Source organism: Pseudomonas sp. RC10, from assembly GCF_038397775.1.
GTDB lineage: Bacteria > Pseudomonadota > Gammaproteobacteria > Pseudomonadales > Pseudomonadaceae > Aquipseudomonas > Aquipseudomonas bambusae.
The window spans coordinates 5,971,779-5,995,925 of the sequence record NZ_CP151650.1; the positions used below are offsets into that span (position 1 = coordinate 5,971,779).

The window sequence follows — 24,147 nt, forward strand, 5'->3', positions numbered from 1 at the left end:
GCACGACGGCAGCGATGGCGGTGGGTCAGGCAATGTCGATGTGCCTGACTCACCACAGATTCAAAACCCCATGCTGAAGCTGATGGTCATGGCGTGGTCTTTGTTTTCTTTCGAAAGCTGCCCTGAATAGCCAATCCCCAGTTTGCTGTCTTCGCCTACCTGGAAGTCCAGCCCGGCTTCGACCACCGCTGCATCCCGTGCAATCGGCACGCCTTGGGTGCTGAAGGAGGCGCCGCCGTTGATGAAAGTCAGGTCGGCGTCGGGTTTGGTGTCGCCGTACGCATGTCGCCAGCCGATGCTGCCACGAGGGGTGATTTCCGAATCCTTGCCCAACTGAATGCGTTTGCCCGCCCGCACGCCGACGGTGGAGAAGGTCATGTTCTGATCGGAGTCAGCGCTCAGCCGCGCGATGCCGCCCTTCTCTTTCGCCCGGTCGCTGTCGTAATCGACATGGGCCAGGCCCGCGAATGGCTCGAACGACACGCCGCCTGCCTCAAGGGTGTAACCCACTTCACCGAACACCTGAGCCGTGCGCGCATCGTATTTCGCTTTCAGGCGATCGCTGTAATTGCCCACGCTGACGTCGCGTTTGCTTTCGATGTCATGCCAGCTGTAAACCGCGCCGAACCGCGCAGCCAGTGCGTCGAGCTGGTAGTTCATGTAAGCGGCGAGGTGGTAGCTGTCGACGCTCGCGGTGGAGTGGCGATCATGGGCATTCAGGTCGCTGCGGGTGTAACCGGCGGCCGCCCCGACGCGCCATTGATCATCGATCTGTTTGTCGGTGCCGAGCATGAAGCCTGACACGTTGTGATCGAGCTTGGCCGTATTGCTGTCACCCTTCGCCTCGCCCCACGATCCCAACACGCGCATCCAGCCGACCATTTCGTTTTGGCACCCCGCGCTGCTCAGACGATTTTCGCTGGTCACCAGCGCGTTACGCGGATCGTCCTCACGATAGCAGCCGGGTTGGCGCATGCGTTCAGTGAGGGCGTCGCGAACGTAGTGCGAGTCCTCGATCATGGCGCTGGTGGTGCTGGCAAAAATCTCGCCGGACAAATTGTCGAAGGCCGCCCGGGCACCGCTGCTGCTCATGTTGAGGATTTCGTTCTGCAACCCGTTACCCTGAGGCCCGCCCACGGCACCAGCGACACCTTGTTGGTTAGGGGTATCGGCCACGTCAGTGAAAGGGGTCTGATTGCGGGTGACGTCCAGATTCACGGCGTTTGGCGCGTAGCTGACGGAGGTGTCGAGGAACGCGTAGTTCGGCAGGTCCAGTGTGTTGAAGGTGCCGTTGATACCGCCTGCGGAGGTCAGCAGCGTGTAGCGGGTGTTGCCGGTGAACGGTGCCAGCGGCACAACCTGCAACGTGCCGCCCAACGTTGTAACGCCGCCGACCGCCAAGGGACTGAACGACGCAGCGTTGACCAACAGACGCAGGCGGCCGGTCGGACCATTGGTGAAGTTGCCGGTCACACCGAGATTGCCGGTCTCGCCACCCGATTGCACGAGACCGTTGTTGGTCAGGCCCGCCACGCTGCCATTGCCCACTAACGCCGCGCCATCGGCAACGGCCACCTGCCCGCCGAGTGTCGCAGGGCTGTCAGAGACGCCCACTTGCAACGTGCCTTCGTTCACGGCAACCGAGCCGCTGAATGGCTGCGCGCCGGTCAGCAATAAGGTGCCCGCGCCCTGCTTGATCAACTCGCCGGTGCCGCTGAGGGTGCCATTGAATCGGCCATTTGCCACCTGAGCAAACAGCAGCCGCGCGTTGTTGCGGATGGTGCCCTGCAAGCTGCTGGTGTTACCCGCCAGCATCCCGCCGCTGACCGTGGTCCCGCCGCTATACGTGTTGGGCCCCGTCAGCCACAACGTACCGGCGTCGAGTTTTTCGATACCGGCAGCGCCCACCAGCGACGCGGCAATCTGCGTGGTCACGCCCGAATCCACACGCACCGGTGCCGGGCTGCCATCGGTCCCATTGGTCGGCGTGAGCGTGCCGCCGCTCCCTGAGGTGAGGGTGTAGCCATCCTCCAGAAACTGCAGGCCGGTGAAGTTCTGATTGCCCTCGACGGTCACCACGCCGCCCCAACCGCCAAACACGGCGAAGCGCGCATTGGTGGGCAGACTCAGCGTGCCCGTGGCATCGGTCCAGTTGGTGTCGGCACCCCACACGCCGTCGCCGCCACCAATGGCACCGTCCGCGCTGGTTTTGCTGCCGTTCCAGAACTGAAGCTCACTGGCGTCGCTGGCCACCAGCAGGTTCACCTGGTTGGCCATTGACGTTTGCAGGCTAAGGTCCCCGGCAGCCGTGCCCGTTGGCAACGTGCCGTAATTCAGGCCGTTGTTGGTCAGGTTGCCGCCGTAGCGAAACAGCCGATAGACCCCGGTACCGAATCCGCCCGCGTTGCTGATGTTCAGGGTGCCGCCGAGGGTCAGATCGCCGCCCACATTGACTGCAGTGGTCGAGCTGCCGGGCAGACCCAAGGCAAAGTCCAACGTGCTGCCGGACGCCAATGCGAGTGAGCCGAGGGACAACGGCGTCGCGCTGCTGCCTGCCGTCAGTGTCGCGCCCGAATTGACCTGAACGGCGCCGTTGATTTGCCCGCCGCCGCCCAGGGTCGCGCCGCTGGCGACGTTGACACTGGCGCTGTTCAGGCTGCCGTCGACCCGCAGCGCACCGGCTTGCACGTCGGTTGTGCCGGTGAAGGCGCTGTTGCCGGTCAGCAGGAGCTCGCCGGTGCCGCTTTTGATCAGCGAGCCGTTGCCGGACAGGCTGCCCGCGTAGGTGCCATTGGCGTTTTGAGCGAAGGTCAGCGCGGCATTATTGAGGATCGAACCCTGCAGGCTGGTGGTGTCGCCGGTGGTGCTGCCGCCATTGAGCGTCGTACCGCCGCTGTAGGTGTTAGCGCCGGTCAGCAGCAACGCGCCCGTGCCATTTTTGATGAGACTGCCGGTGCCGCTGATCACGCCGTTCAATGCGGTGGCCTGATTGCCTGCAAGTGTCAGCGACCCGCCCAATTGAATCCCGTTGGCCAGATTCAACGCTCCGCTGCTGTCCAGTGTCCCGGCACCGGTGACATTCAGAGCGCCCGAACCCAAAGCGCCGTCGTTGCCCAATAGCAGCGTCCCGGCGTTCAGTTGCGTGCCGCCTTGCCAGCTGTTTGTGCCCGTCAGCATCAGGGTGTTTGCATCATTTTTGACGAGGCTACCCGTGCCACTGATGTTGCCCGCGAGGGTGAACGGGCTGAGCCCTCCGACCGCCAGCGCACCATTGAGCACGATACCGTTCCCCAGCGTGACTGCAGCGTTGTTGCTCAACGCAGTGCCGTCCGCCGCCGTCAGTACGCCTGAACCCAACGCAGTGTCATTGCCTACGACCAACGCGCCACCGTCGAGAGAAGTGCCACCGGTGTAGCCATTGGCGCCGTTCAACACCAACGTGCCGCTGTCGAGCTTGTTCAGCGTGCCGTTGCCATTGATCACGGTGTTGAGGGTCGCCGTGACGTTCGGATCGACACGCACCGCTGTCGTGCCAGTGCTGCCATTCACGGCGTTCAACTCGCCTCCCGCCCCTTGATCGAGGACGTAGCCGTCGGTCACGAACTGCAAACCGGTGATGGATTGGCTGCCTTCGACGGTCACGGTGCCGGGTGCGCCCATGAACACCGCAAAGCTGTTTTTCCAGGTGTTGTTATCCAGACCGTCCACGGACGTCCAGTTGCTCGACCCGGCATTCCAAACGCCGCTGCCACCATCCACCGTGCCATTGGGCGTGGTCTGGCCGCCGTCCCAGAATTGCACCGTGGTGCCGGACGTCGCTACCAGCAGATTGACTTGATTGGCCACGGCCGTTTGCACTTGCAGGTCGTTCTGGCTCACACCGCTGGGCAGCGTGCCGATCGCCAGACCGTTGTTGATCAGCGCGCCGTTGTAGCGCATCAGACGGTAGACACCGCTGCCGAACCCGCCGATGTCCGTCACGTTCAGGGTGCCGTCCAGCGTCAGGTTGCCATTGATGTTGACCAGTGCATTGCCGCCACCGGCGACCGGTGCGCCGAGGCTCACATCGAAAAGCGCGTTCGGCGCCAAGGCCAGCGAACCCAGCGTGAGCGTATCGGGGGTACTCGCTGCCAGGTGCCCGCCGTCTTCGACAGTGACGTCGCCGAGGACGGACCCGGTGCCGCTCAGCGTGCCGCCGTTCTTCACCGCGACGGTGCGGCTGGCCAGCAGATTACGAATGTTGAGGGTGCCACCTTTGATCACGGCATCGCCGCTGTGGGTGTTGGCGCCGGTCAGGCTGAGGGTGCCAGCGCCGTCCTTGACGAAGGTGCCCGGGCCACTCAGCACGCCGTCGAACACACTGCTGGCGTTGCCACCGCCGACGGTCAGCGTGTTGCCGCTGGCCACATCGACGCTGCCATCGCCGCTCAGCCCGCCGAGGTTGGCGGAGCCGCTCAAGTTCAGCGCCGCGCCGCTCGCCAGATTGATTCCCGCGTTATTGCCGAGGGCGCCAGCACCCACGGTGGTCAGGCTGCCCGACAGGATATTGATGAGGCCGGTGAAGGTGTTGTTGCCGCTGAGGGTCAGGTCGGCGAGACCGGTCTTGATCAACGAACCGGCGCCGCTGACGACACCGGCGAGGGTCAGGTTCTGGCTCCCGCCGACGGTCAGGTTGTCGGCCAGGGCGACGTCATTGGCGAGGCTCAGCGGTGTCGTGTTGTCCAGCGTGGAGGCCGCGCCCACAGTGAGCGCCCCGCTTCCCAATGCGCCTGCGTTGCCCAATACGAGCGTGCCACCGTTCAACCGGGTGCCACCGGTGTACGTGTTGAGGCGATTGAGGACAAGCCGGGAAACGCCGTTTTTGATCAGCCTGCCGTTGCCCCCCACGACACCCGACAACGTCAGGTCAGAGGTGCCCGCGACGATCAACCCGCCGCCCAGGTTCACGTCGTTGGCCAGAGTGACGGCCTTCGAGCTGTCCAGCGTCGTGCCGTCAGCGGTATTCAATGGGCCGCTGCCCAACGCGGAGTCACTGCCTACGATCAATGAACCTGCTTTTAGCGTGGTCGCGCCCTGATACAGATTGTCGCCGTTAAGGGTCAACGCGGCAGAGCCGCTTTTGATCAGGCCGCCCGTGCCGGAAATCGCGCCGTTGAGGGTCAGGTCGTTGCTGCCGCCGAGGTTCAGGCCGCCGTTGAGCGTGATCCCGTTGCCGAGCGCCGCAGCGGTGTTGTTGTCCAGCGTGGTGCCGTTGGCGGCGGTCAACACGCCACTGCCCAGTGCGCTGTCGTTGCCCACGACCAACGTGCCGCCCTGCAGCGAGGTGCCACCGCTGTAGGTGTTGACGCCGTTGAGAACGAGGGTGCCGGTGTCGAGTTTGGCGATGGGACTGGTGCCGTCGATCAGGGTGTCGATGATCGCGGTCACGCCCGGATCGACGCGAATGGACGTGTTGCCATTCAGTGCCGCAACGGCTGTCAGACTGTCGCCCTGCCCGCCGAGCAGGTGATAACCGTCCGTGGAAAACTGCATGCCGTTGAAGGTCTGATTGCCCTGCACGGTGACATCGCCCGCGGTGCCCTGGAACACGGCGAACTCACCAGCCCACGGGCCATTTTGGCTGCCATCAGCGGTCGTCCAGTTGGTGTTCCCTGCGCCCCAGATGCCCGCCCCGCCATCGACACTGTTGTTGGGAGCGGTCTGCGTGCCGTCCCAGAAATTGATGTTGGCGGTGGCGTTGCCGTACACCAGGTTCACCTGATTGCCGACCGAGGTTTGCACTTGCAGATCGGCCAGGCTCACGCCCGCGGGAATACGGGCGATGTCCAGACCGAGGTCTGTCAGGCTGCCGGTGTAATCGATCAAACGGTACACACCCACGCCGAAGCCGCCGACGTCCGTCACGTTGAGGTTGCCGTCCAGCGTCAGGTTGCCGCCGACGCTCACCAACCCGGTGGGGGATGGCGCGCCGAGCCCGACATCGAAATTCGAATTCGCGCCCATGACCAGCGAACCGACTGACAAGGTGCCGCCCTGCGCTGCTTCGAGATGCCCGCCATCGCCAATGTTGACCGCACCGGCCAACGAGCCAGTGCCCGCCAGCGCTGCGCCGTTGCTGACTTGCACGTTGCCACTGGCCAGCGAACCGCTGACGTTGAGCGTGCCACCGTTGACGAGGGTGTCGCCGGTCAGGCTGTTGATGCCGGTCAGTGTCAGGGTGTCGAGACCGGATTTGGTGAACTGACCTGCACCGTTCAGGCTGCCATCGAACACGCTGGCGAGGTTGGTGTTGCCCACCGTCAACGTCGCGCCGTTGCCAAGGGTGACATCGCCCGCACCGGCAAGCCCCCCGACGCTGGCATCGCCCCCGAGATTCAGCCCTGCGCCTGCCGCCACATTCACGCCGGACGTGTTGCCGAGTGCGCTGTTGCCCACCGTGAAAACATTGCCCGCGACGACACTCAGCGGACCAGTGAAAGTGTTGGTGCCGCTCAGGGTCAGGTCGTTGAGGCTTTCTTTGATCAACCCGCCCACGCCGGAAATCACCCCGGACAATGCCAGGTCGTTGACCCCGTCCACCGTGAGATTGGCGCCCAGGTTGAGGTTGTTGGCCAAAGCAGTGGCAGGCGCACTTGCGTTGTTAATGAGGGTCGACACGCCGCCGACAGTGAGCGCGCCCGTGCCCAGGGCCTGAGCGTTGTTCACGATCAAGCGGCCCGCGTTCAGGTCGGTGCCGCCAGTCCAGGTGTTGTTGCCTCCGAGGCTCAGATCAGAAGTGCCGTTCTTGATGAGTGTGCCAGCGCCGTCGACGGTCCCGCTCAAGGTCAGGTTGCCGGTGCCCGCGATCATCAAGTCCGCCAGCAGCGAGACGTTGTTGGCGAGGTTCACACCGCCGATGTTGCTGAGGGTCGAAGCGCCCGCCACCGTCAGCGCGCCGAGGCCCAGCGCACTGTCACTACCGGCCACCAAGGTCCCGACGTTGAGGGTGGTGCCGCCCTGATAGGCGTTATTGCCATTGAGCAAGAGCGACCCGGCGCCGTTTTTGATCAGGCTGCCCGTGCCGCTGATATCGCCGTTGAGTACAAAGGTGTTAGTCGCGTCCACGCTCAGCGCGCCGTTCGACACGACGTCGTTGCCCAGCGTTACGTTGCCGTTATTGCCCAGTGTGGTGCCGTCAGCTGCCGTGAGCGTGCCAGTGCCTAATGCCCCGTTGTTGCCCACCACCAGCGTGCCGCCGTCAAGCGACGTGCCGCCGCTGTAGGTGTTGGCGCCGTTGAGGATCAGCGTACCTGCATCCAGTTTGTTCAAGGTCGCTGCGCCGTCGATGCCGAGCCCAAGGGTCGCGGTCACGTTCGGATCGACTCGAACAGCGAATGTGCCGCTGCCCGCATTGAGCTGGCCGTTGGTGCCCGAGACCAGCTCGTAGCCGTTGGTGAGAAATTGCAGCCCGGTCACGTTCTGCGTGCCGTTCACCGTGACGGTGCCAGCGGTGCCCTGGAACACGGCGAAACCGCCACCCCAGCCAGCATTCACCCCGCCATTAGCGTCTGTCCAGTTGAGGTTCGTGGCATCCCAAGTGCCCGCGCCGCCGTCGACGGTGCCGTTAGGGAGCACTTGGCTGCCGTCCCAGAATTGCAGGTTGCCGCCAGCGCCGGAGACGACCAGATTGACCTGGCCATTCACGCCGGTCTGCACCAGCAAGTCGGACGCATTGACGTTGCCGGGGATGCTGCCAATGTTCAGGCCCGCGCCGCTGAAGACACCGCTGTAATCGATCAAGCGATAGACGCCCAGCCCGAACCCGCCGATGTCGGCAACGTTCAAGTTGCCGTTCAGGTTGACGTCGCCATTGACGTTGATCAGCCGTGTGCCACCCGTGGAAGGCGCGGCCAGGCCGACATCCAGATTCGACCCCGAGTCGAGCACCAACGAACCGACAGTCAGGGTCTGGTTGCTTTGCGCGGTCAGGTGACCGCCGCTGGCAATGTTCACCCCGCCCAACAGGGTGCCGGTGCCTGTGAGCGTCGCACCGCTGCCGACGGCCACGTTGCTGCTGTCCAGCGAGCCGGTGACGTTCAGTGTCCCGCCGGTGATTTGGGTGTCACCGGTGAGGCCGTTGGTGCCCGCGAGGGTCAGAGTGCTGCTGCCATTCTTGATCAGATTGCCGGTGGCGTTCAGGCCGTTGTTGATCGGCCCAGAGAGGGTCAGGTTATGGCTGCCGAGGACCGTCAGATCGGCGCCGAGATTGATCCCGTTGCCGACGCTTATGGCGCTGCTGTTGTCGAGGGTCGAAGCACCCGCGACGTTCAGCGCACCCGTGCCCAATGCGGCCCCATTGCCCAGGTTCAGCGCTCCGCTGTTGAGAGTGGTGCCACCCGTGTAAGTGTTGATGCCGTTCAGTGTCAGTTGCGCGGCGCCGTTTTTGGTCAGACCGCCCGCGCCACTGACGATGCCGCCGAGCGCCAGATCTGCCGTGCCGCCGATGTTGAGGTTACCGGCCAGCGTCACATCGTTGGCTGCGATGACGCTGGTGCTCGCATCCAGCGTGGTGTTTGCCGCCGCATTCAACGGGCCGCCGCTCAGGGCCGTGTTGGAGGCCAGAATCAGCCCACCGGCATTCAGCGCGGTCGGGCCGAGGTAGCTGTTGTTGCCGCCGAGGGTCAGGTTTGCCAGGCCGTTTTTGATCAGGCTTCCAGCGCCGCTGACGATGCCGTTGAGGGTCAACCCGTTGCTGCCACCAATGGCCAGGTCGCCGTTCAGGTTCACCGCATTGCCGAGCGTGACAGGCGCGTTGCTGTCCAGCGTGGTGCCAGTGACCGCCGTTAGCCCGCCGCTGCCAAGGGCGCTGTCGCTGCCAACGACCAACGTGCCGCCGTTGAGTAATGTGCCACCGCTGTGGCTGTTGTTGCCGCTGAGGACTAGGGTGCCGCTGTCGAGTTTGTTCAGCGCGACGTTGCCCGCGAGGTTCACGCCCAAAGTGGCGGTAACGTTGGGATCGACCCGCACCGCCGCGTAGCCGTTTCCGGTATCGGCGGTGGTCAGTTGCCCGTTCGTGCCGTTGATCAGGCTGTAGTTGGAGGAGAACTGCAAACCGCCGAAATTTTGATTGCCGTCTACCGTGACCGTACCCGCCGCGCCCTGGAACACCGCGAAATCATTACCCCACGCCTGATTGACCGTGCCGTTGGCCGAGGTCCAGTTGGTATTGGTCGCGCTCCAGGTGCCATTGCCGCCATCCACGGCGTTGTTCGCAACCGTGTTGCTGCCATCCCAGAACAGCAGGTTGCTGGACTGCGAGGACAGCACGAGGTTGACCTGCCCGTTCACGCCGGTCTGCACCGACAGGTCCGCCAGGTTGACGCCCGCAGGGAGGGTCGCGATGTTCAGCCCCAGATCGCTGAGACTGCCGGTGTAGTCGATCAACCGGTACACGCCGACGCCGAACCCGCCTGCATCGGTGACGTTGAGGTCACCGTCCAGCACCAGATTGCCGCCGACGCGGAACAGCTCCGGGCCGCCCGTTGCGGTCGGTGCGCCCAGTGCGACGTCCATTTGCGAACCGCTGGCGAGGGTCAATGCGCCCATCGACAAGGTGTTGCCGGTCGACCCCGCAAGATGCCCGCCGTTGGCCACCGACACCGCACCCGCCAGCGAGCCGACGCCGGTGAGCGTGGCGCCGTTATTGACCGACACGTTTGTGCTGGCCAGCGAACCACTGACATTCAGCGTGCCGCCGTTGACTTGCGCGTCGCCACTGAGGCCATTCGCGCCGGTCAGATCGAGGCTGCCGCTGCCCGCTTTGATAAGGTTGCCGCCGCCGTTGATCACGCCATCGAAGGTCGAGCTGGCATTGTTCCCGCCAAGACTGAGGGTGTCGCCGCTGCCCAGTTGCACGCCACCTGCGCCTGACAGGCTGTTGAGGCTGAGGCTGCTGCCGAGGTCCAACAACGCGCCGGACCCGACGTTGGCGCCAGAAGTGTTGCCCAGACTGGCCGCGTTGGTGGTGCTGAGTGTGCCCGACTGAATGTCCAGCGGGCCGCTGAAGGTGTTGGTGCTGCTGAGGGTCAGCGTGTTGTTGCCGGACTTGGTCAGCCCGCCCGCGCCACTGACGACACCTGCCAGATTCAGGTCATTGCTGCCGACCAGCAGGAGATCGCCGTTAAGGCCGACGGCGTTGTTCACCGTCATTGCGGCGAGGGTATCCAGCGTGGAGGTCCCGCCGACGGTCAACGCACCGGTGCCCAGGGCGGCCCCATTGCCAAGGAGCAGGCCCCCGGCATTCAGGATCGTGCCGCCGCTGTAAGTGTTGCTACGGTCGAGGATCAACTGCGCCGCGCCATTCTTCGTCAGACTGCCGGAGCCGCTGACCACACCGTTGAGCGTGAGGTCCGAGGTGCCGCCAATGCCGAGATTGCCTGCCAGCGTGATCGCATTATTCGCGGTGATCGCCGTGGTCGGGTTGGCCGTGTCCAGCGTTGCGTTGCCGGACACGTTCAGGGCACCGCTGCCCAGTGCCGTGTTCGAGGCGAGAATCAGGCCACCGGCATTCAGCGCGATGGGCCCGAGATAGCTGTTATTGCCGCCCAGCGTCAGGTTGGCCAGACCGTTTTTGATCAGGCCGCCCGCGCCGCTGATGTCGCCGTTCAAGGCCAGCGCCTGGCTGCCTGCGACGGTGAGATTGCCCGATGCCGTGATCGCATTGCCCAGCGCCACCGAGGTGTTGCTGTCCAGCGTGGTGCCGTCCGCAGCGGTCAATCGGCTGAGGCCCAGCGCGGTGTTGCTGCCGACGACAAGCGTGCCGCCATTCAGTTGTGTGCCGCCGCTGTAGCTGTTGGCGCCGTTGAGGACCAACGTGCCGCTGTCGAGTTTGTTCAGCGTGCCTGCGCCACCGATACCGACACCGAGGGTCGCCGTGACGTTGGGATCGACCCGGATCGCCGTGTTGCCGTTCGCGCCGTTGAGCGCGGTCAACTGGCCATTGGTGCCAGAGACCAGGTTGTACCCATCGGTGACGAATTGCAGGCCGGTGAAGCTCTGATTGCCCTCAACGGTGACGGTGCCCGCTGTGCCCTGAAACACACCGAAGTCGCTCGACCAGGTTTGATTGAGCAAGCCGTTGGCTGACGTCCAGTTGGTGCCCGAACCCCACACGCCACTGCCGCCGTCCACCGCCGCGTTGGCCACGGTCTGGCTGCCGTCCCAGAAGCGAATGGTGCCGGTGTCACCGTTCACTACCAGATTCACCTGGCCGTTTACACCGGTCTGCACGGCGAGGTCTGCCAGGTTCACGTTCGCCGGGATGCTGCTGATGTCGATCCCCAGGTCGGTGAGGCTGCCGCTGTAGTCGATCAGCCGATAGACGCCCACGCCGAAGCCGCCAACGTCGGTGACGTTGAGTTTGCCGTCGAGGGTCAGGTTGCCGTTGACGTTGATCAGCCGGGTGCCGCCGGTGGAAGGCGCGCCCAGGCCGACGTCCAGATTGGAATTGCCGTTCAAGAGCAACGAACCAACCGACAAAGTGTTGCCGCTGCTGGCGCTCAGATGACCGCCGTCCGCGATGTTCACCGCGCCCAGCAATGAACCGTTGCCGGTCAGGGTCGCGCCGGTCGCGACGCCGACGTTGGCGCTGGCCAGCGAGCCCGCTACGTCGAGCGTGCCTGCGTTGACTTGCGCGTTGCCGGTCAGGCCATTGGTGCCCGTCAAACGCAACAGACTGCCGCCGTTTTTGATCAGGCTGCCGGTGCCATTGAGGGTGCCGCCGAGGGTCAGGTCGTTGCTGCCAGCCACGGTCAGGTTAGCGCCGAGGTTCATGGCGTTGCCGAGGGCCAGGGCTGCGCTGTTGTCCAGTGTCGCGTTGCCGACCACCGACAGCGCACCCGTTCCCAGCGCCGTGCCGTTGCCCACCACCAGCGTGCCGCTGTTCAGGGTGGTGCCGCCGCTGAAGGTGTTCAAGCCGTTGAGGTTCAGCACGCCGGTGTCATTTTTTGTCAGGCCGCCTGCGCCGCCGATCAGGCCATTGAGCGTCAGGCTGGAGGGCGTGCCGATGCCCAGATTGCCATTCAGGTTGACGGCGTTGTTCAGGGTGACGGCGTTGGTGCTGTTGAGGTTCGTGCCCGCCTCGGCCGTCAGCGCACCGACGCCGAGTGCGCCGTCGTCGCCGACCACCAGTGTGCCGCCCGTGAGTTGCGTGCCGCCCGCGTAGGTGCTGAGACCGTTGAGCACCAAGGTGCCGCTGTCGAGTTTATTGAGCGTGGCGGCGCCGGTGATGCCGACATTGAGGGTCGCTGTCACATTGGGATCGACGCGCACAGCGGTGTAGCCGCCGCTGCCGTTTACCGCCGCCAGTTCGCCGAGGGCGCCAGCGTTCAGGACATAGCCGTCGGTTAAAAATTGCAGGCCGTTGAAGGTCTGGGGGCCTGCAACCGTGACCGTGCCCGCCGTGCCTTGAAACACCGCAAAGTCGTTGGCCCAAAGCTGGTTGAGTGCACCATTGGCGGAGGTCCAGTTATTGCCCGCACTGCTCCATGTGCCACTGCCGCCGTCCACCGAACCGTTGCCAGTGGTGTTGCTGCCGTCCCAAAACCGGATCGTGCCTGGCGTGGTGCCTGTCGAGACCACCAGATTGATCTGGCCATTGACGCCCGTCTGCACCGCCAGATCGCCCAGGTTGACACCGGCCGGCAAGCTGCCGATGTCCAGGCCGAGGTTGGTCAGGCTGCCGGTGTAATCGATCAACCGATACACGCCGACGCCAAAACCACCGATGTCCGTGACGTTGAGTTTGCCGTCCAGGGTCAGATTGCCGCCGACATTGAACAGCCGAGTGCCGCCGCCATTGACGGGTGCAGCGAGACCAACGTCGAGGTTGGCATTGTTGCTCAGCACCAGAGAGCCAAGGGACAACGTGCTGCCGGTCGAGCCTTTCAAATGCCCGCCGTCGGCAACGTTGACCGCTCCCGCCACCGAACCGGTGCCACCCAGCGTCGCGCCGTTGGCCACCGCGACGGTGCTGTTCGCCAACGAGCCGTTGACGTTCAAGGTCCCGGCGTTAACCTGCGCCGCCCCGCTCATCGTGTTGCTGCCGGAGAGTGCCAGCGTGCCGGTGCCTGCCTTGATCAACGTGCCCGCGCCCGTGAGTACGCCGCTGAAAACGCTGTCCAGATTGGTGGCGCCGAGGGTCAACGCGTTGCCCGCGCCCATTTGCACCGAACCCGCGCCGCTGATGCCGTTGAGGCTGGTGCTATTGCCCAGATTCAATTGAGCGCCGGAGGCGACGTTCGCGCCTGACACATTCGCCAGGGCGTTCGCGCTTTGGGTCGTCACGCTCCCGGCCTGCACGTCGAGCAAGCCGCTGAAGGTGTTGTTGCCTGCCAGCGTCAGGTTGGCCAGGCCGTTTTTGATCAGGCCACCGGCGCCGCTGATGACGCCGCTCAGGTTGAGATTGTTGGTGCCGCCGACTGCCAGATTACCGGCCAGATTGATCGCGTTGCCGAGGCTGGTCGCGGTGTTGCTGTCCAGCGTCGTTCCGGTGGTGGCTGTCAGTTGTCCTGTGCCGAGCGCGGTTGTGTTGCCGACCACCAGTTTGCCGCCGTTGAGCAGGGTGCCACCGCTGTAGGTATTGGCGCCATTGAGCACCAGTGTCCCGGCGTCCTGTTTGTTCAGCGTGCCCGCCCCATCGATGCCGACGCGCACTGTGGCCGTGACATTCGGATCGACCCGAATCGAGGTATTGCCAGTGCTGCCGTTGACCGCCGTGAGCCGCCCGCCCGTGCCCGCATTGAGGCTGTAGCCATCGGTGACGAATTGCAGACCGTTGAAGCTCTGATTCCCCACCACCGAGACCGCGCCCGCCGTGCCCTGAAACACACCGAAATCGCTCGCCCACACCTGATTCTGAGTACCGTTGACGCTCGTCCAGTTGGTAGTGCCCGCCGCCCATGTTCCGGCGCCGCCATCGACGATGCCGTTGGCGGTGATTTGCGCGCCGTCCCAGAATCGGACGCTACTGTTGGAACCCGCGACGACCAGGTTGACCTGTCCGTTCGCCCCGATCTGTACCGTCAGGTCTGCCAGATTGACGTTAGCCGGGATGGAATTGATGTTCAGCCCCAGATCGCTCAACGAGCCGGTGTAATCGATCAGTCGATACACCCCGGTGCCGAACCCGCCGACGTCGGTCACGTTGAGGTTGCCGTCGAGGGTCAGGCTGCCGTTGACCTTGATCAGCCCGGTGCTGGAAGGCGCGCCTAATCCGGCATCCAGATTCGCCGAACTGCCCAGCACCAGCGAACCCACGTTCAAGATGTTGCCCGAGGTCGCGGCAAGGTGCGCACCATTGGCGATGTTCACGGCCCCGGTCAACAAACCTGTACCGGCGAGGGTCGCGCCGCTGTTCACGTTGACGTTGTCGCTGGCCAGACTGCCGCCCACGTTCAGGGTGCCGCCGCTCACCAGCGTGGTGCCGGTGAGGGTGTTTGCACCGGTCAGGCCCAGGACGCCGGAGCCGGATTTGGTCAGCCCACCCGCGCCGCTGATGACACCGCCGAACGTGCTGCTCGCGCTGGTTCCGCCGAGTGTCAACGTATTGCCTGTGCCAATGTTCACGCCTCCGGTACCGGTCAGCGAACCGAGGCTGGCGTTATTGCCGAGGTTGAGCGCCGCGCCCGTCGCGATGTTCGCCCCGGAGCTATTGCCCAAGGCGCCTGCACTGGCGGTGGTGACGGTCCCGGCGAGAATACTCAGCGGCCCGGTGAAGCCCGCATTGTTGCCACTGAGGGTCAGGTTGGCCGCGCCGTTTTTGATCAGCGCACCGGTGCCGTCGATCACCCCGCCCAAGGTCAGCGCTTGAAGGCCTGCGATGCTCAGGTCTGCGCCCAGATGCACGGCGTTGTTCAAGGTGTAGGCAGCCGCGTTATCCAGGGTCGCTGCGCCGCCGACCGTCAATGCGCCCGTTCCCAAGGCTGAGGCGTTGCCTAGCTTCAGGCTTCCGCCGTTGAGCTGCGTGCCGCCCTGCCACGTATTTACACCATTGAGCGTGAGGTTCGCGGCGCCGTTCTTGGTGAGTTGGCCAGTGCCCGAGAGGATGCCGCCCAGCGCCAGCGCATTGGTGCCTGCAACGGACAAATTGGCCCCGAGACTGATGTTGTTGCCGACGGTCAGTGCCGTGCTGCTGTCGAGGCTGCTGGCGCCCGTCACCGTTAACAGTCCGGTGCCCAACGCGGCGCCATTGCCAAGCGACAACCCACCGCCGCCCAACGAAGTCCCGCCGGTGTAGGTGTTGGTGCCGTTCAGGCTCAACGTCCCGGTGCCGGATTTGATCAAAGGACCGGTCCCGCCAACCACGCCGCCCAGCGTGAGGTTGTTGGCGCCCTGCACCGTCAGACCGCCCGTTCCAAGGCTGACTTGATTGCCCAGCGTCAAACCGTTGTTTAGCGCCAGTATCGACCCGCCATTGGACGTCAGCAGCCCGGTGCCGAATGCCGCCGCGTTGTCGAACTGAGCGAGGCCGCCGTTGAGAATGGAAGTGTTGCTGACCACCGGCCCTTGCAAGGTCCATGTGCCGCTGTTGAGGGTCAATTTGTTGAAGTTGATGTAATTCGCGCTGCTGATCGTGCCGGTGCCGCTGCTGCCAGTATTCGTCGGGTTATTCAACGCCAGCGTGTTGTTGCCCCCGGCGCCGCCGTCGATGATGCCGGTCGCCGCGAACCCCAGGTTCACGCCCACCAGGCCCGCCAAATTCAGCCCGACACCGCCACCTGAGCTGACGCTGGACCCCGTCACGGCGGTGAATAGGTTGGTGCTGTTTTGCCCCATTGATACGCTGCCGACGATCTCGCCCGCGTTGTAGAACGTATTGCCGCCCGTCGTCGGTTTTTCGAAGGCGACTCGGCCGATGATTTTCCCCGTGGCAGCGTTGGTCATGTTGATTTGCGCGCCACCCCAGGCCGCCACGACCGGCGCGTCACCGCCCAGTAACGTCACGCCCAACAACCCACTTGAGCTGATGGTGCCCGCGTTGTTGATAGTGGTCGTGCCCGCGCCGTTCTGCACGTTCAGCGCCATGCCATCGAGGGAGAGCAAACTGACGCCCAGCAAACCGGTCGTGCCCCTCAATACCCCGCCAGTGGCGTTCGAGATATTGATGGTGTTGGTGCCCGAGTTGCCGATTTTCACCCCTGAACTCAGCACCGACAGCAGTCCGAGCAATGATGGGTCGACCGTGCCAGCGTTATTGAAGGTGACGTTGTTGCCGGAGAGTTGGAGCGCCGTGCCGATGCCCAGCAGCGGACTGTTGACCGAGCCGCCGGCATTGATCACGAAGGTGATGTTGTTCAGAGATGAGGAGTAGCCGCCATTGGCGCCGGTGCAGGTGATCGTTGCACCTGCCGAAGGAAAGACCGGGGTGCATGCCGCCATGACCGGGCTTGAAATAAGCCCCAGCGCCAGCCCTACCGCACTCAATCCCCCAATAACCCAAAGGCCGGACCGATTCCCTACTGCAGAAACATACCGATTATTCACGTCAACATCCTTTTATATGGGAACTGCCTTTCCCATAACAACAAAATCGAATCCTCACCGCGTCCGCAGTTAGATTTAGTTGACCAGCAAGTTCATGTCAAAGCGCGACAGTATCTAAATAGCATTAATACTTTCGTGTGCAGTGTTTCACGCGCATTACAAACATGAATAAAAAATATATAAATCCCTATATAAATCAGATAGATAAGCGAAGATGAATTTTGGCTTACGTATTTAAAAAACATTGAGCCACTTTGTATGCTACGCCCTCTCATACAGACTCAAGAGCAGCTTATTGCCACTCATCGCCCGGGGCGTAATTAATCTGAACTTATATGATGGACTGCAAGAGCGATCGACTTTATGTCGAACCTGGCCTGACATTGCGCCGGGCCTGCGGTAGACAGCGATCAGCGTCCGGACATCTTATCGAGCAGCGCGCTCTTTTCTTCCAGCACGGCAGCCCGACGAGCAATTTCTGCGCGGGCCGTGTCAATACGAGCACGTCCCGCTTCCACCGCCGCCTCGTGAGACTCAAAAAGTGTGTCTGGGGCATACCACTTGCCCTTGATCGTTCGCTCGTATTGACCGTCAGCCGTCGAACCCGCGAGCTCGACTTCAAGCACAGCAAAGCTCCGGGTTAGCACCCAGGCGGTGTAAGGGTAAATGCGCTCGTTAGGGTTCGGCCTCATGGCTCAGTCTCTCTATGAGGTGTGTGCAGGGCGCAGACGATCCACGTCGCACTTTTCAACATGAGCGAGGGCCTTGATCACCCAACGTCACACGGGTGCCCATGATACCGATCGCTGTATATATTTTCATATAGCGTAAACGTACAAGCGCTAAGATCGGCCATTTCCAGCAGTCGTCATCAGAGATGCTTCGTCGTCAAGAAGGGAAAGGGAAACAGGAATGCCAGAAACGAAAAAAGCGCCCCGAAGGACGCTTTTTTGTTGGCTCGACGTGGATGACGTCAGAGCCTGATTTTCTGCCCGGGTACTGCTGGGGCGAAAATGGTCGGGGTAAGGGGATTCGAACTCCTGACATCCTGCTCCCAAAGCAGGCGCGCTACCGGACTGCGCTATACCCCGATGAAACAGAGGAACACCCCGTAAGGTGTTCCTGAAGCGGGTGACGTAACTGACGTCACTCCCTAAGATTCAACCCGATGAAGCCAGGCCGAAAATGGTGGGTCGTGTGGGATTCGAACCTACGACCAATTGGTTAAAAGCCAACTGCTCTACCAACTGAGCTAACGACCCAAAAAATGGTCGGGGTAAGGGGATTCGAACTCCTGACATCCTGCTCCCAAAGCAGGCGCGCTACCGGACTGCGCTATACCCCGACGGTACTACCTCTGGAAATTGGCTCCGTGACCAGGACTCGAACCTGGGACCCAATGATTAACAGTCATTTGCTCTACCGACTGAGCTATCACGGAATTTCAATTTCAGATGCAGCGTTTGACGCGCTTCGACACAACAAATTCAGTACTTCTTTGCGAAACGAATCTCGCATCTACAACCCTGAATCTACTGCATTTTCAGCCTCTTCGACCTGTCTGCATCGCTGCGTTCACGTCTCTGAGGCGCGCTATTCTACATTCCCAGAAACAGGTGTCAACCCTCTAAATTGCTTTTAAGACAAGGATTTGCGACTTTTTTTCGAGAACGCCTTCGAGGGCCGAAAATCGCGGGATCGAGCCTGTTTCCGAGCGCGCATGAAAAAGGGCGCACCCCTCGGCGCGCCCTCCCATCCCCTTCTATATAGAAGCAGGCGATCAGACGAATGCGATTTCGTCGTTCTCCACCGTGCCCTTGATGCTGGTGCCTGGCATGAAACCTCCGGACAGGATCAACTGAGCCAGCGGGTTTTCGATCCAGCGCTGAATCGCACGCTTCAGTGGCCGCGCGCCATACACCGGGTCGTAACCCACCGCGATCAGTTTCTCCAGCGCTTCCGGCGTCAACTCCAGGCTCAGGTCGCGCTCTGCCAGGCGCTGACGCAGGCGACCAAGCTGAATGTCTGTGATACCGGCAATCTGGTCATGGCCCAACGGCTCGAAAATCACCACTTCGTCGACCCGGTTGATGAACTCCGGACGGAAGTGCGTGCTGATGGCGTCCATCACTGCCGCACGTTGCGCCTCGCGGTCACCCACCAACTCCTGAATGCGCGCCGACCCCAGGTTGGAGGTCATGACGATCACCGTGTTGCGGAAATCGACAGTGCGACCGTGGCTGTCGGTCAGGCGTCCATCTTCCAGCACTTGCAGCAGGATGTTGAAGACATCCGGGTGCGCCTTCTCGACTTCGTCCAGCAGGATCACCGAGTACGGCTTGCGGCGTACGGCCTCGGTCAAATAACCGCCCTCCTCGTAACCGACATAGCCCGGTGGCGCACCAATGAGGCGAGCCACGGAATGTTTCTCCATGAACTCGGACATGTCGATGCGGACCATAGCCTCTTCGGTGTCGAACAGGAATTCGGCCAACGCCTTGCACAGCTCGGTCTTACCCACGCCGGTCGGGCCGAGGAACATGAACGAGCCGCTCGGGCGATTCGGGTCAGACAACCCGGCGCGCGACCGCCGCACGGCATTGGCCACGGCCACCACCGCTTCGTTCTGCCCGATCACGCGCTGGTGCAGCAGGCTTTCCATTTTCAGCAGCTTGTCGCGCTCGCCTTCGAGCATTTTCGACACGGGAATCCCGGTCCACTTCGACACGACCTCGGCGATTTCTTCCTCGGTCACTTTGCTGCGCAGCAACTGGTTTTCCGGCTTGCCGTGCTGATCGACCATTTGCAGGCTGCGTTCCAGATCGGGAATCACGCCGTATTGCAATTCGGCCATGCGATTGAGATCGCCACGACGACGCGCGGCCTCCAGTTCCTGACGCGACTGCTCAATCTTCTGCTGAATCTGCGCAGAACCGGTGACCTCGGCTTTTTCGGAGGTCCAGATTTCTTCCAGATCAGCGTACTCGCGCTCCAGTCGGACGATCTCTTCCTGAAGCTTTTCCAGACGCTTGATCGCGGCGTCATCGTCTTCCTTCTTCAGTGCCTGAGACTCAACCTTCAGCTGAATCAGGCGGCGCTCAAGACGATCCAGCACTTCAGGCTTGGAGTCGATTTCCATGCGAATGCGGCTGGCGGCTTCGTCGATCAGGTCAATGGCTTTGTCGGGCAACTGACGATCCGTGATGTAACGGTGACTGAGCTTGGCCGCCGCGATGATCGCGCCGTCGGTGATCGCCACTTTATGGTGAACCTCGTAGCGCTCTTTCAGGCCACGCAGGATCGCGATGGTGTCTTCTTCGCTCGGCTCATCCACCAACACTTTCTGGAAGCGCCGTTCGAGTGCCGCATCCTTCTCTATATATTGGCGGTATTCGTTGAGGGTCGTCGCGCCCACGCAGTGCAGCTCGCCTCGCGCCAACGCTGGCTTGAGCATGTTGCCGGCGTCCATCGAGCCCTCGGCCTTGCCCGCACCGACCATGGTGTGCAGCTCGTCGATGAACAGAATGATCTGGCCTTCCTGCTTGGACAGCTCGTTCAGCACAGCTTTCAGGCGCTCTTCGAACTCGCCGCGAAATTTGGCACCGGCAATCAGCGCGCCCATGTCGAGGGACAGCAAACGCTTGCCACGCAGGCCATCCGGCACCTCGCCGTTGATGATGCGCTGGGCGAGACCTTCGGCAATCGCGGTTTTACCCACGCCTGGCTCGCCGATCAGCACCGGGTTATTCTTGGTGCGGCGTTGCAGGACCTGAATAGTCCGGCGAATTTCGTCGTCACGGCCAATGACAGGATCGAGCTTGCCTTCCTCGGCGCGCTTGGTCAGATCGACGGTGAATTTGTCCAGCGCCTGACGCGACTCTTCGGCATTCGGGTCGTTGACCGCATCACCGCCGCGCAGGTTGCTGATGGCGTTTTCCAACGCTTTTTTGCTCACGCCCTGGCCAAGCAGCAACTTGCCGAGCTTGCTGTTTTCGTCCATTGCGGCGAGCAGCACCAGTTCGCTGGAAATGAACTGATCACCTTTCTGTTGGGCCAGACGGTCCGCTTGGTTGAGCAGGCGCGCCAAGTCCTGCGACATGTTCACGTCGCCCGTCGGGTTTTGAATTTTCGGCAGTTGGTCGAGTTCTTTGCTCAACGCCTTGCGCAGGCTGTTGATGTCGAAGCCGACTTGCAGCAGCAGGGGTTTGATCGAACCACCCTGCTGTTCGAGCAGCGCTTGCATCAAATGCGCGGGCTCGATGGCGGGATGGTCCATGCCCACCGCCAAAGATTGAGAATCTGATAAAGCGAGCTGAAGTTTGCTGGTTAAACGGTCAATACGCATTGGTCACCTTCCTAATGGGCAGGCCGGAGCAATGAACACACCTTAATAAAGAAAACCTGCCAGATAGCCCTTAGATGTGGCCGATTTAACAGGATTCAAGCGGCGGGCGCTTGACACAGGACAACATTAGCTGGCGAGAAGGGTTTAGGAGAGGAAATCGAGGATGGTCGGACTGGAATACAAAACCTGTGGGAGCGAATTTATTCGCGAAGGTCGGTCAGGCAACGGAGATACGTAGGCATACAACCCTATCGCGAATAAATTCGCTCACACAGAATGAATCAGAGGTGAGTCAGGCAGACGGCAGAGATTCGATCCACACCAACGACGCAAACCGACCTGTGCGTGCGCCGCGACGATAGGAGAAAAAACGCTCGTCGTTGTAGGTCGACAACCCGCCGCCATACACCGCCGTCACACCATGGGCCGCCAAACGCATGCGCGCCAGTTGGTAAATATCGGCCATGAATTTGCCGTCGTTGACGCTCGGCACGAAGGCTTCGGCCGTTTCGGGGTGCGACGCCATGAAGGCTTCGCGCACTTCCGGGCCGACTTCGAACGCTTGAGGACCGATGGCCGGTCCCAGCCAGACAAGGATGTCAGCAGGCGCATCGGCGAAGCTCTCGACCGCTGCCTCCAGCACACCCGCCGCCAAACCGCGCCAACCCGCATGGGCGGCCGCGACTTGGGTGCCCTGTCGATTACAAAACAGCGCGGGCAGGCAGTCAGCCGTCATGATCGTGCAAGCGACACCCGGCGTCTTGCTCCAACTGGCATCCGCTTGAATCACATGAGCAGCCGATGCCTCGACCACGTTGATGCCATGCACTTGCTTGAGCCATGCGGGCTGGATGTTCAAAGCGGTCGTGAGTGTCGAACGATTCTGAGCAACGGCATCAGGCTCGTCATCGACATGATCGCCAAGGTTGAAACTGTCGAACGGCGCCACGCTGACGCCGCCCGATCGAGTGGTGACGCACGCCTTTATCCCCAACGGCGCAGGCCAGTCGGGAGTCAGCCAGTCCGCCACGAACTCACTCATCCGATGAACGCCTCACGATCCTGCTTCAACAGCGACAGCAGCCAGTTGAAGTCCTCTGGCAGTGGCGATTCCCAGCCCATGCGCTGACCGGTCGTCGGATGATCCAGCTCCAGGAATCGCGCGTGCAGGGCCTGACGCGGGAAATGCTTCAACGACTCAACCATGGTCTGGCTGGCCGCTGGCGGAATGCGGAAGCGACCGCCGTAGGCCGGATCGCCCACCAACGGGAAGTTGATGTGCGCCATGTGCACGCGAATCTGGTGAGTACGGCCGGTTTCCAGCTTGACCCGCACGTGGGTGTGGGACCGGAAACGCTCCAGCACGCGGTAATGACTGACCGCGGGCTTGCCGCCTTCCATCACGGCCATGCGCTGACGTTGTTGGCCGTGGCGCCCGATCGGGGCGTTGATCTTGCCACCAGCGGTGACCACGCCGATCACGATGCACTCGTAGATCCGGCTGACCGAGCGCTTCTGCAACTGGGTGACCAGTTGGGTCTGTGCCTGAATGGTCTTGGCCACCACCATCAAACCGGTGGTGTCCTTGTCCAGACGGTGCACGATGCCCGCACGCGGGACATTGATGATGTCCGGCACATGATGCAGCAGCGCGTTGAGCAGGGTGCCGTCGGCATGGCCTGCCGCCGGGTGCACGACCAGCCCGGCCGGTTTGTTGATCACCAGAATCTGGTCGTCTTCATAGACGATATCCAGTTCGATGTCCTGGGCCACCCATTCACCTTGGGCCTCTTGCTCGGCCTTGAGGACCAGTTCGGCGCCGCCATGCACGATGTCACGCGGGCGCAGTACGCCTCCGTCCACAGTCAGGCGGCCGTCTTTGATCCAGGCGGAAAGGCGCGAGCGCGAATGCTCGGCGAAGAGTTGGGCGGCGACTTGGTCGAGGCGTTGACCGCCCAATTCGGACGGCACCTCTGCGCGAAGTTCAATGATCTCAGACATGCTCAAACTAGGAGGTGGCACTGGCCTTTGGTTTCGGCTGTGCGCTTGTGGTTAAATACGGCGTCTTTTGTCCCGGGGGTTCCACGGGGCGCCCATCATAACAGGACGGTCCTGCGCAAGACAGCAGGCCGTTATAGGGACGCAAGCCGCCATGCAAGTGAAACACCTGCTGCTGATAGCCATCCTCGGACTTACCGCTGCCTGTTCTTCGAAGAAAGAAGTCATCGACGAAAACCTCAGCGAAGTCGAGCTGTACCAGCAGGCGCAGGCCGATCTGGACAACAACAGCTACAACAGCGCGAGCGAAAAACTCAAGGCGCTGGAATCCCGCTACCCGTTTGGTCGTTATGCCGACCAGGCCCAGCTGGAACTGATCTACGCCAACTATAAGAATGGTGAGCCCGAGGCTGCGAAATCCGCCGCCGAGCGCTTCATCCGTCTACATCCGCAGCACCCGAACGTCGATTACGCCTACTACCTGAAAGGCCTGACCTCGTTCGACCAGGACGTGGGCATCATTGCGCGCTTCCTGCCGCTGGACCAGACCAAGCGCGATCCTGGCGCCGCTCGCGACTCTTACAACGAGTTCGCCCAGCTGACCAGCCGCTACCCGAACAGCCGCTACGCACCGGACGCCAAGCAGCGCATGATTTATCTGCGCAACCTGCTGGCCGCCTATGAAATCCATGTGGCCGACTACTACCTGACCCGTCAGGCGTATGTCGCTGCCGTGAACCGTGGCCGCTACGTGGTGGAAAACTTCCAGGAAACCCCATCGGTCGGTGACGGCCTGGCGGTAATGGTCGAAGGCTACCAGCGCCTGCACCTGGATGACCTGGCCGACACCAGCCTGCAAGTCCTGAAAGCCAACTATCCGGACCACCCACAGCTGGCCGATGGCAAATTCAGCGCTCGCACCCCCGATCCGGACAACCGTTCGTGGCTGTCGAAAGCAACGCTGGGCCTGATCGAAAGCCGTCCGCCGCTGCCACCGGGAGAAACCCGCGCCAACCAGGACGTGATCAAGCAGTACCAGGACGCGAAGGACGCCATTCCGCCAGAGCTGTTGCCTGAGAACCAGAGCGAAGAGAAGAAAAACACTGACGATGACGGCACCCCGAAAAGCCGCTCGATCTTCAGTTACATGACCTTTGGCTTGTTCGACTGATTCAGTCACACCGTTTGCGTCACACAAAGAGAGGTCCTACGGGACCTCTTTTTCATTTCCGACACTCTGGAACGGCTTTGCTCACTGTGCGCCCGCCAGCGCCTTGGCTACA

The 24,147-nt window shown here is 62.2% G+C and carries 6 protein-coding genes and 4 tRNA genes; 1 reads left to right on the forward strand and 9 read right to left on the reverse strand.

Annotation, left to right across the window (positions count from 1 at the left end):
* Positions 1 to 60: 60 nt before the first annotated feature.
* From AAEO81_RS26915 to rluD, 9 genes are all read right to left on the reverse strand, one after another.
* On the reverse strand, positions 61 to 16,521 hold the full coding sequence (locus tag AAEO81_RS26915; protein ID WP_341960052.1) for an autotransporter-associated beta strand repeat-containing protein: 16,461 nt from the start codon (positions 16,519 to 16,521) through the stop codon (positions 61 to 63).
* A gap of 410 nt (positions 16,522 to 16,931) precedes the next feature.
* On the reverse strand, positions 16,932 to 17,147 hold the full coding sequence (locus tag AAEO81_RS26920; protein WP_341960054.1) for a hypothetical protein: 216 nt from the start codon (positions 17,145 to 17,147) through the stop codon (positions 16,932 to 16,934).
* 388 nt (positions 17,148 to 17,535) lie between these two features.
* Positions 17,536 to 17,612, reverse strand: a tRNA-Pro gene (locus tag AAEO81_RS26925).
* A gap of 95 nt (positions 17,613 to 17,707) precedes the next feature.
* Positions 17,708 to 17,783 (reverse strand) — tRNA-Lys (locus AAEO81_RS26930).
* Between the two features lie 6 nt (positions 17,784 to 17,789).
* Positions 17,790 to 17,866: transfer RNA gene (locus AAEO81_RS26935), tRNA-Pro, on the reverse strand.
* A gap of 20 nt (positions 17,867 to 17,886) precedes the next feature.
* Positions 17,887 to 17,962, reverse strand: a tRNA-Asn gene (locus AAEO81_RS26940).
* 339 nt (positions 17,963 to 18,301) lie between these two features.
* On the reverse strand, positions 18,302 to 20,866 hold the full coding sequence (gene clpB, locus AAEO81_RS26945; RefSeq protein WP_166597122.1) for an ATP-dependent chaperone ClpB: 2,565 nt from the start codon (positions 20,864 to 20,866) through the stop codon (positions 18,302 to 18,304).
* Positions 20,867 to 21,158: 292 nt separating this feature from the next.
* Positions 21,159 to 21,896: a peptidoglycan editing factor PgeF gene (gene pgeF, locus AAEO81_RS26950; RefSeq protein ID WP_341964631.1), complete on the reverse strand. Its 738-nt coding sequence runs from the start codon at positions 21,894 to 21,896 to the stop codon at positions 21,159 to 21,161.
* 8 nt (positions 21,897 to 21,904) lie between these two features.
* On the reverse strand, positions 21,905 to 22,867 hold the full coding sequence (gene rluD, locus AAEO81_RS26955; protein WP_166597123.1) for a 23S rRNA pseudouridine(1911/1915/1917) synthase RluD: 963 nt from the start codon (positions 22,865 to 22,867) through the stop codon (positions 21,905 to 21,907).
* Between the two features lie 151 nt (positions 22,868 to 23,018).
* Between rluD and AAEO81_RS26960 the strand changes: the two genes are divergently transcribed.
* Positions 23,019 to 24,035, forward strand: coding sequence for an outer membrane protein assembly factor BamD (locus AAEO81_RS26960; RefSeq protein ID WP_166597124.1), 1,017 nt, complete (start codon positions 23,019 to 23,021; stop codon positions 24,033 to 24,035).
* Positions 24,036 to 24,147: the final 112 nt, after the last annotated feature.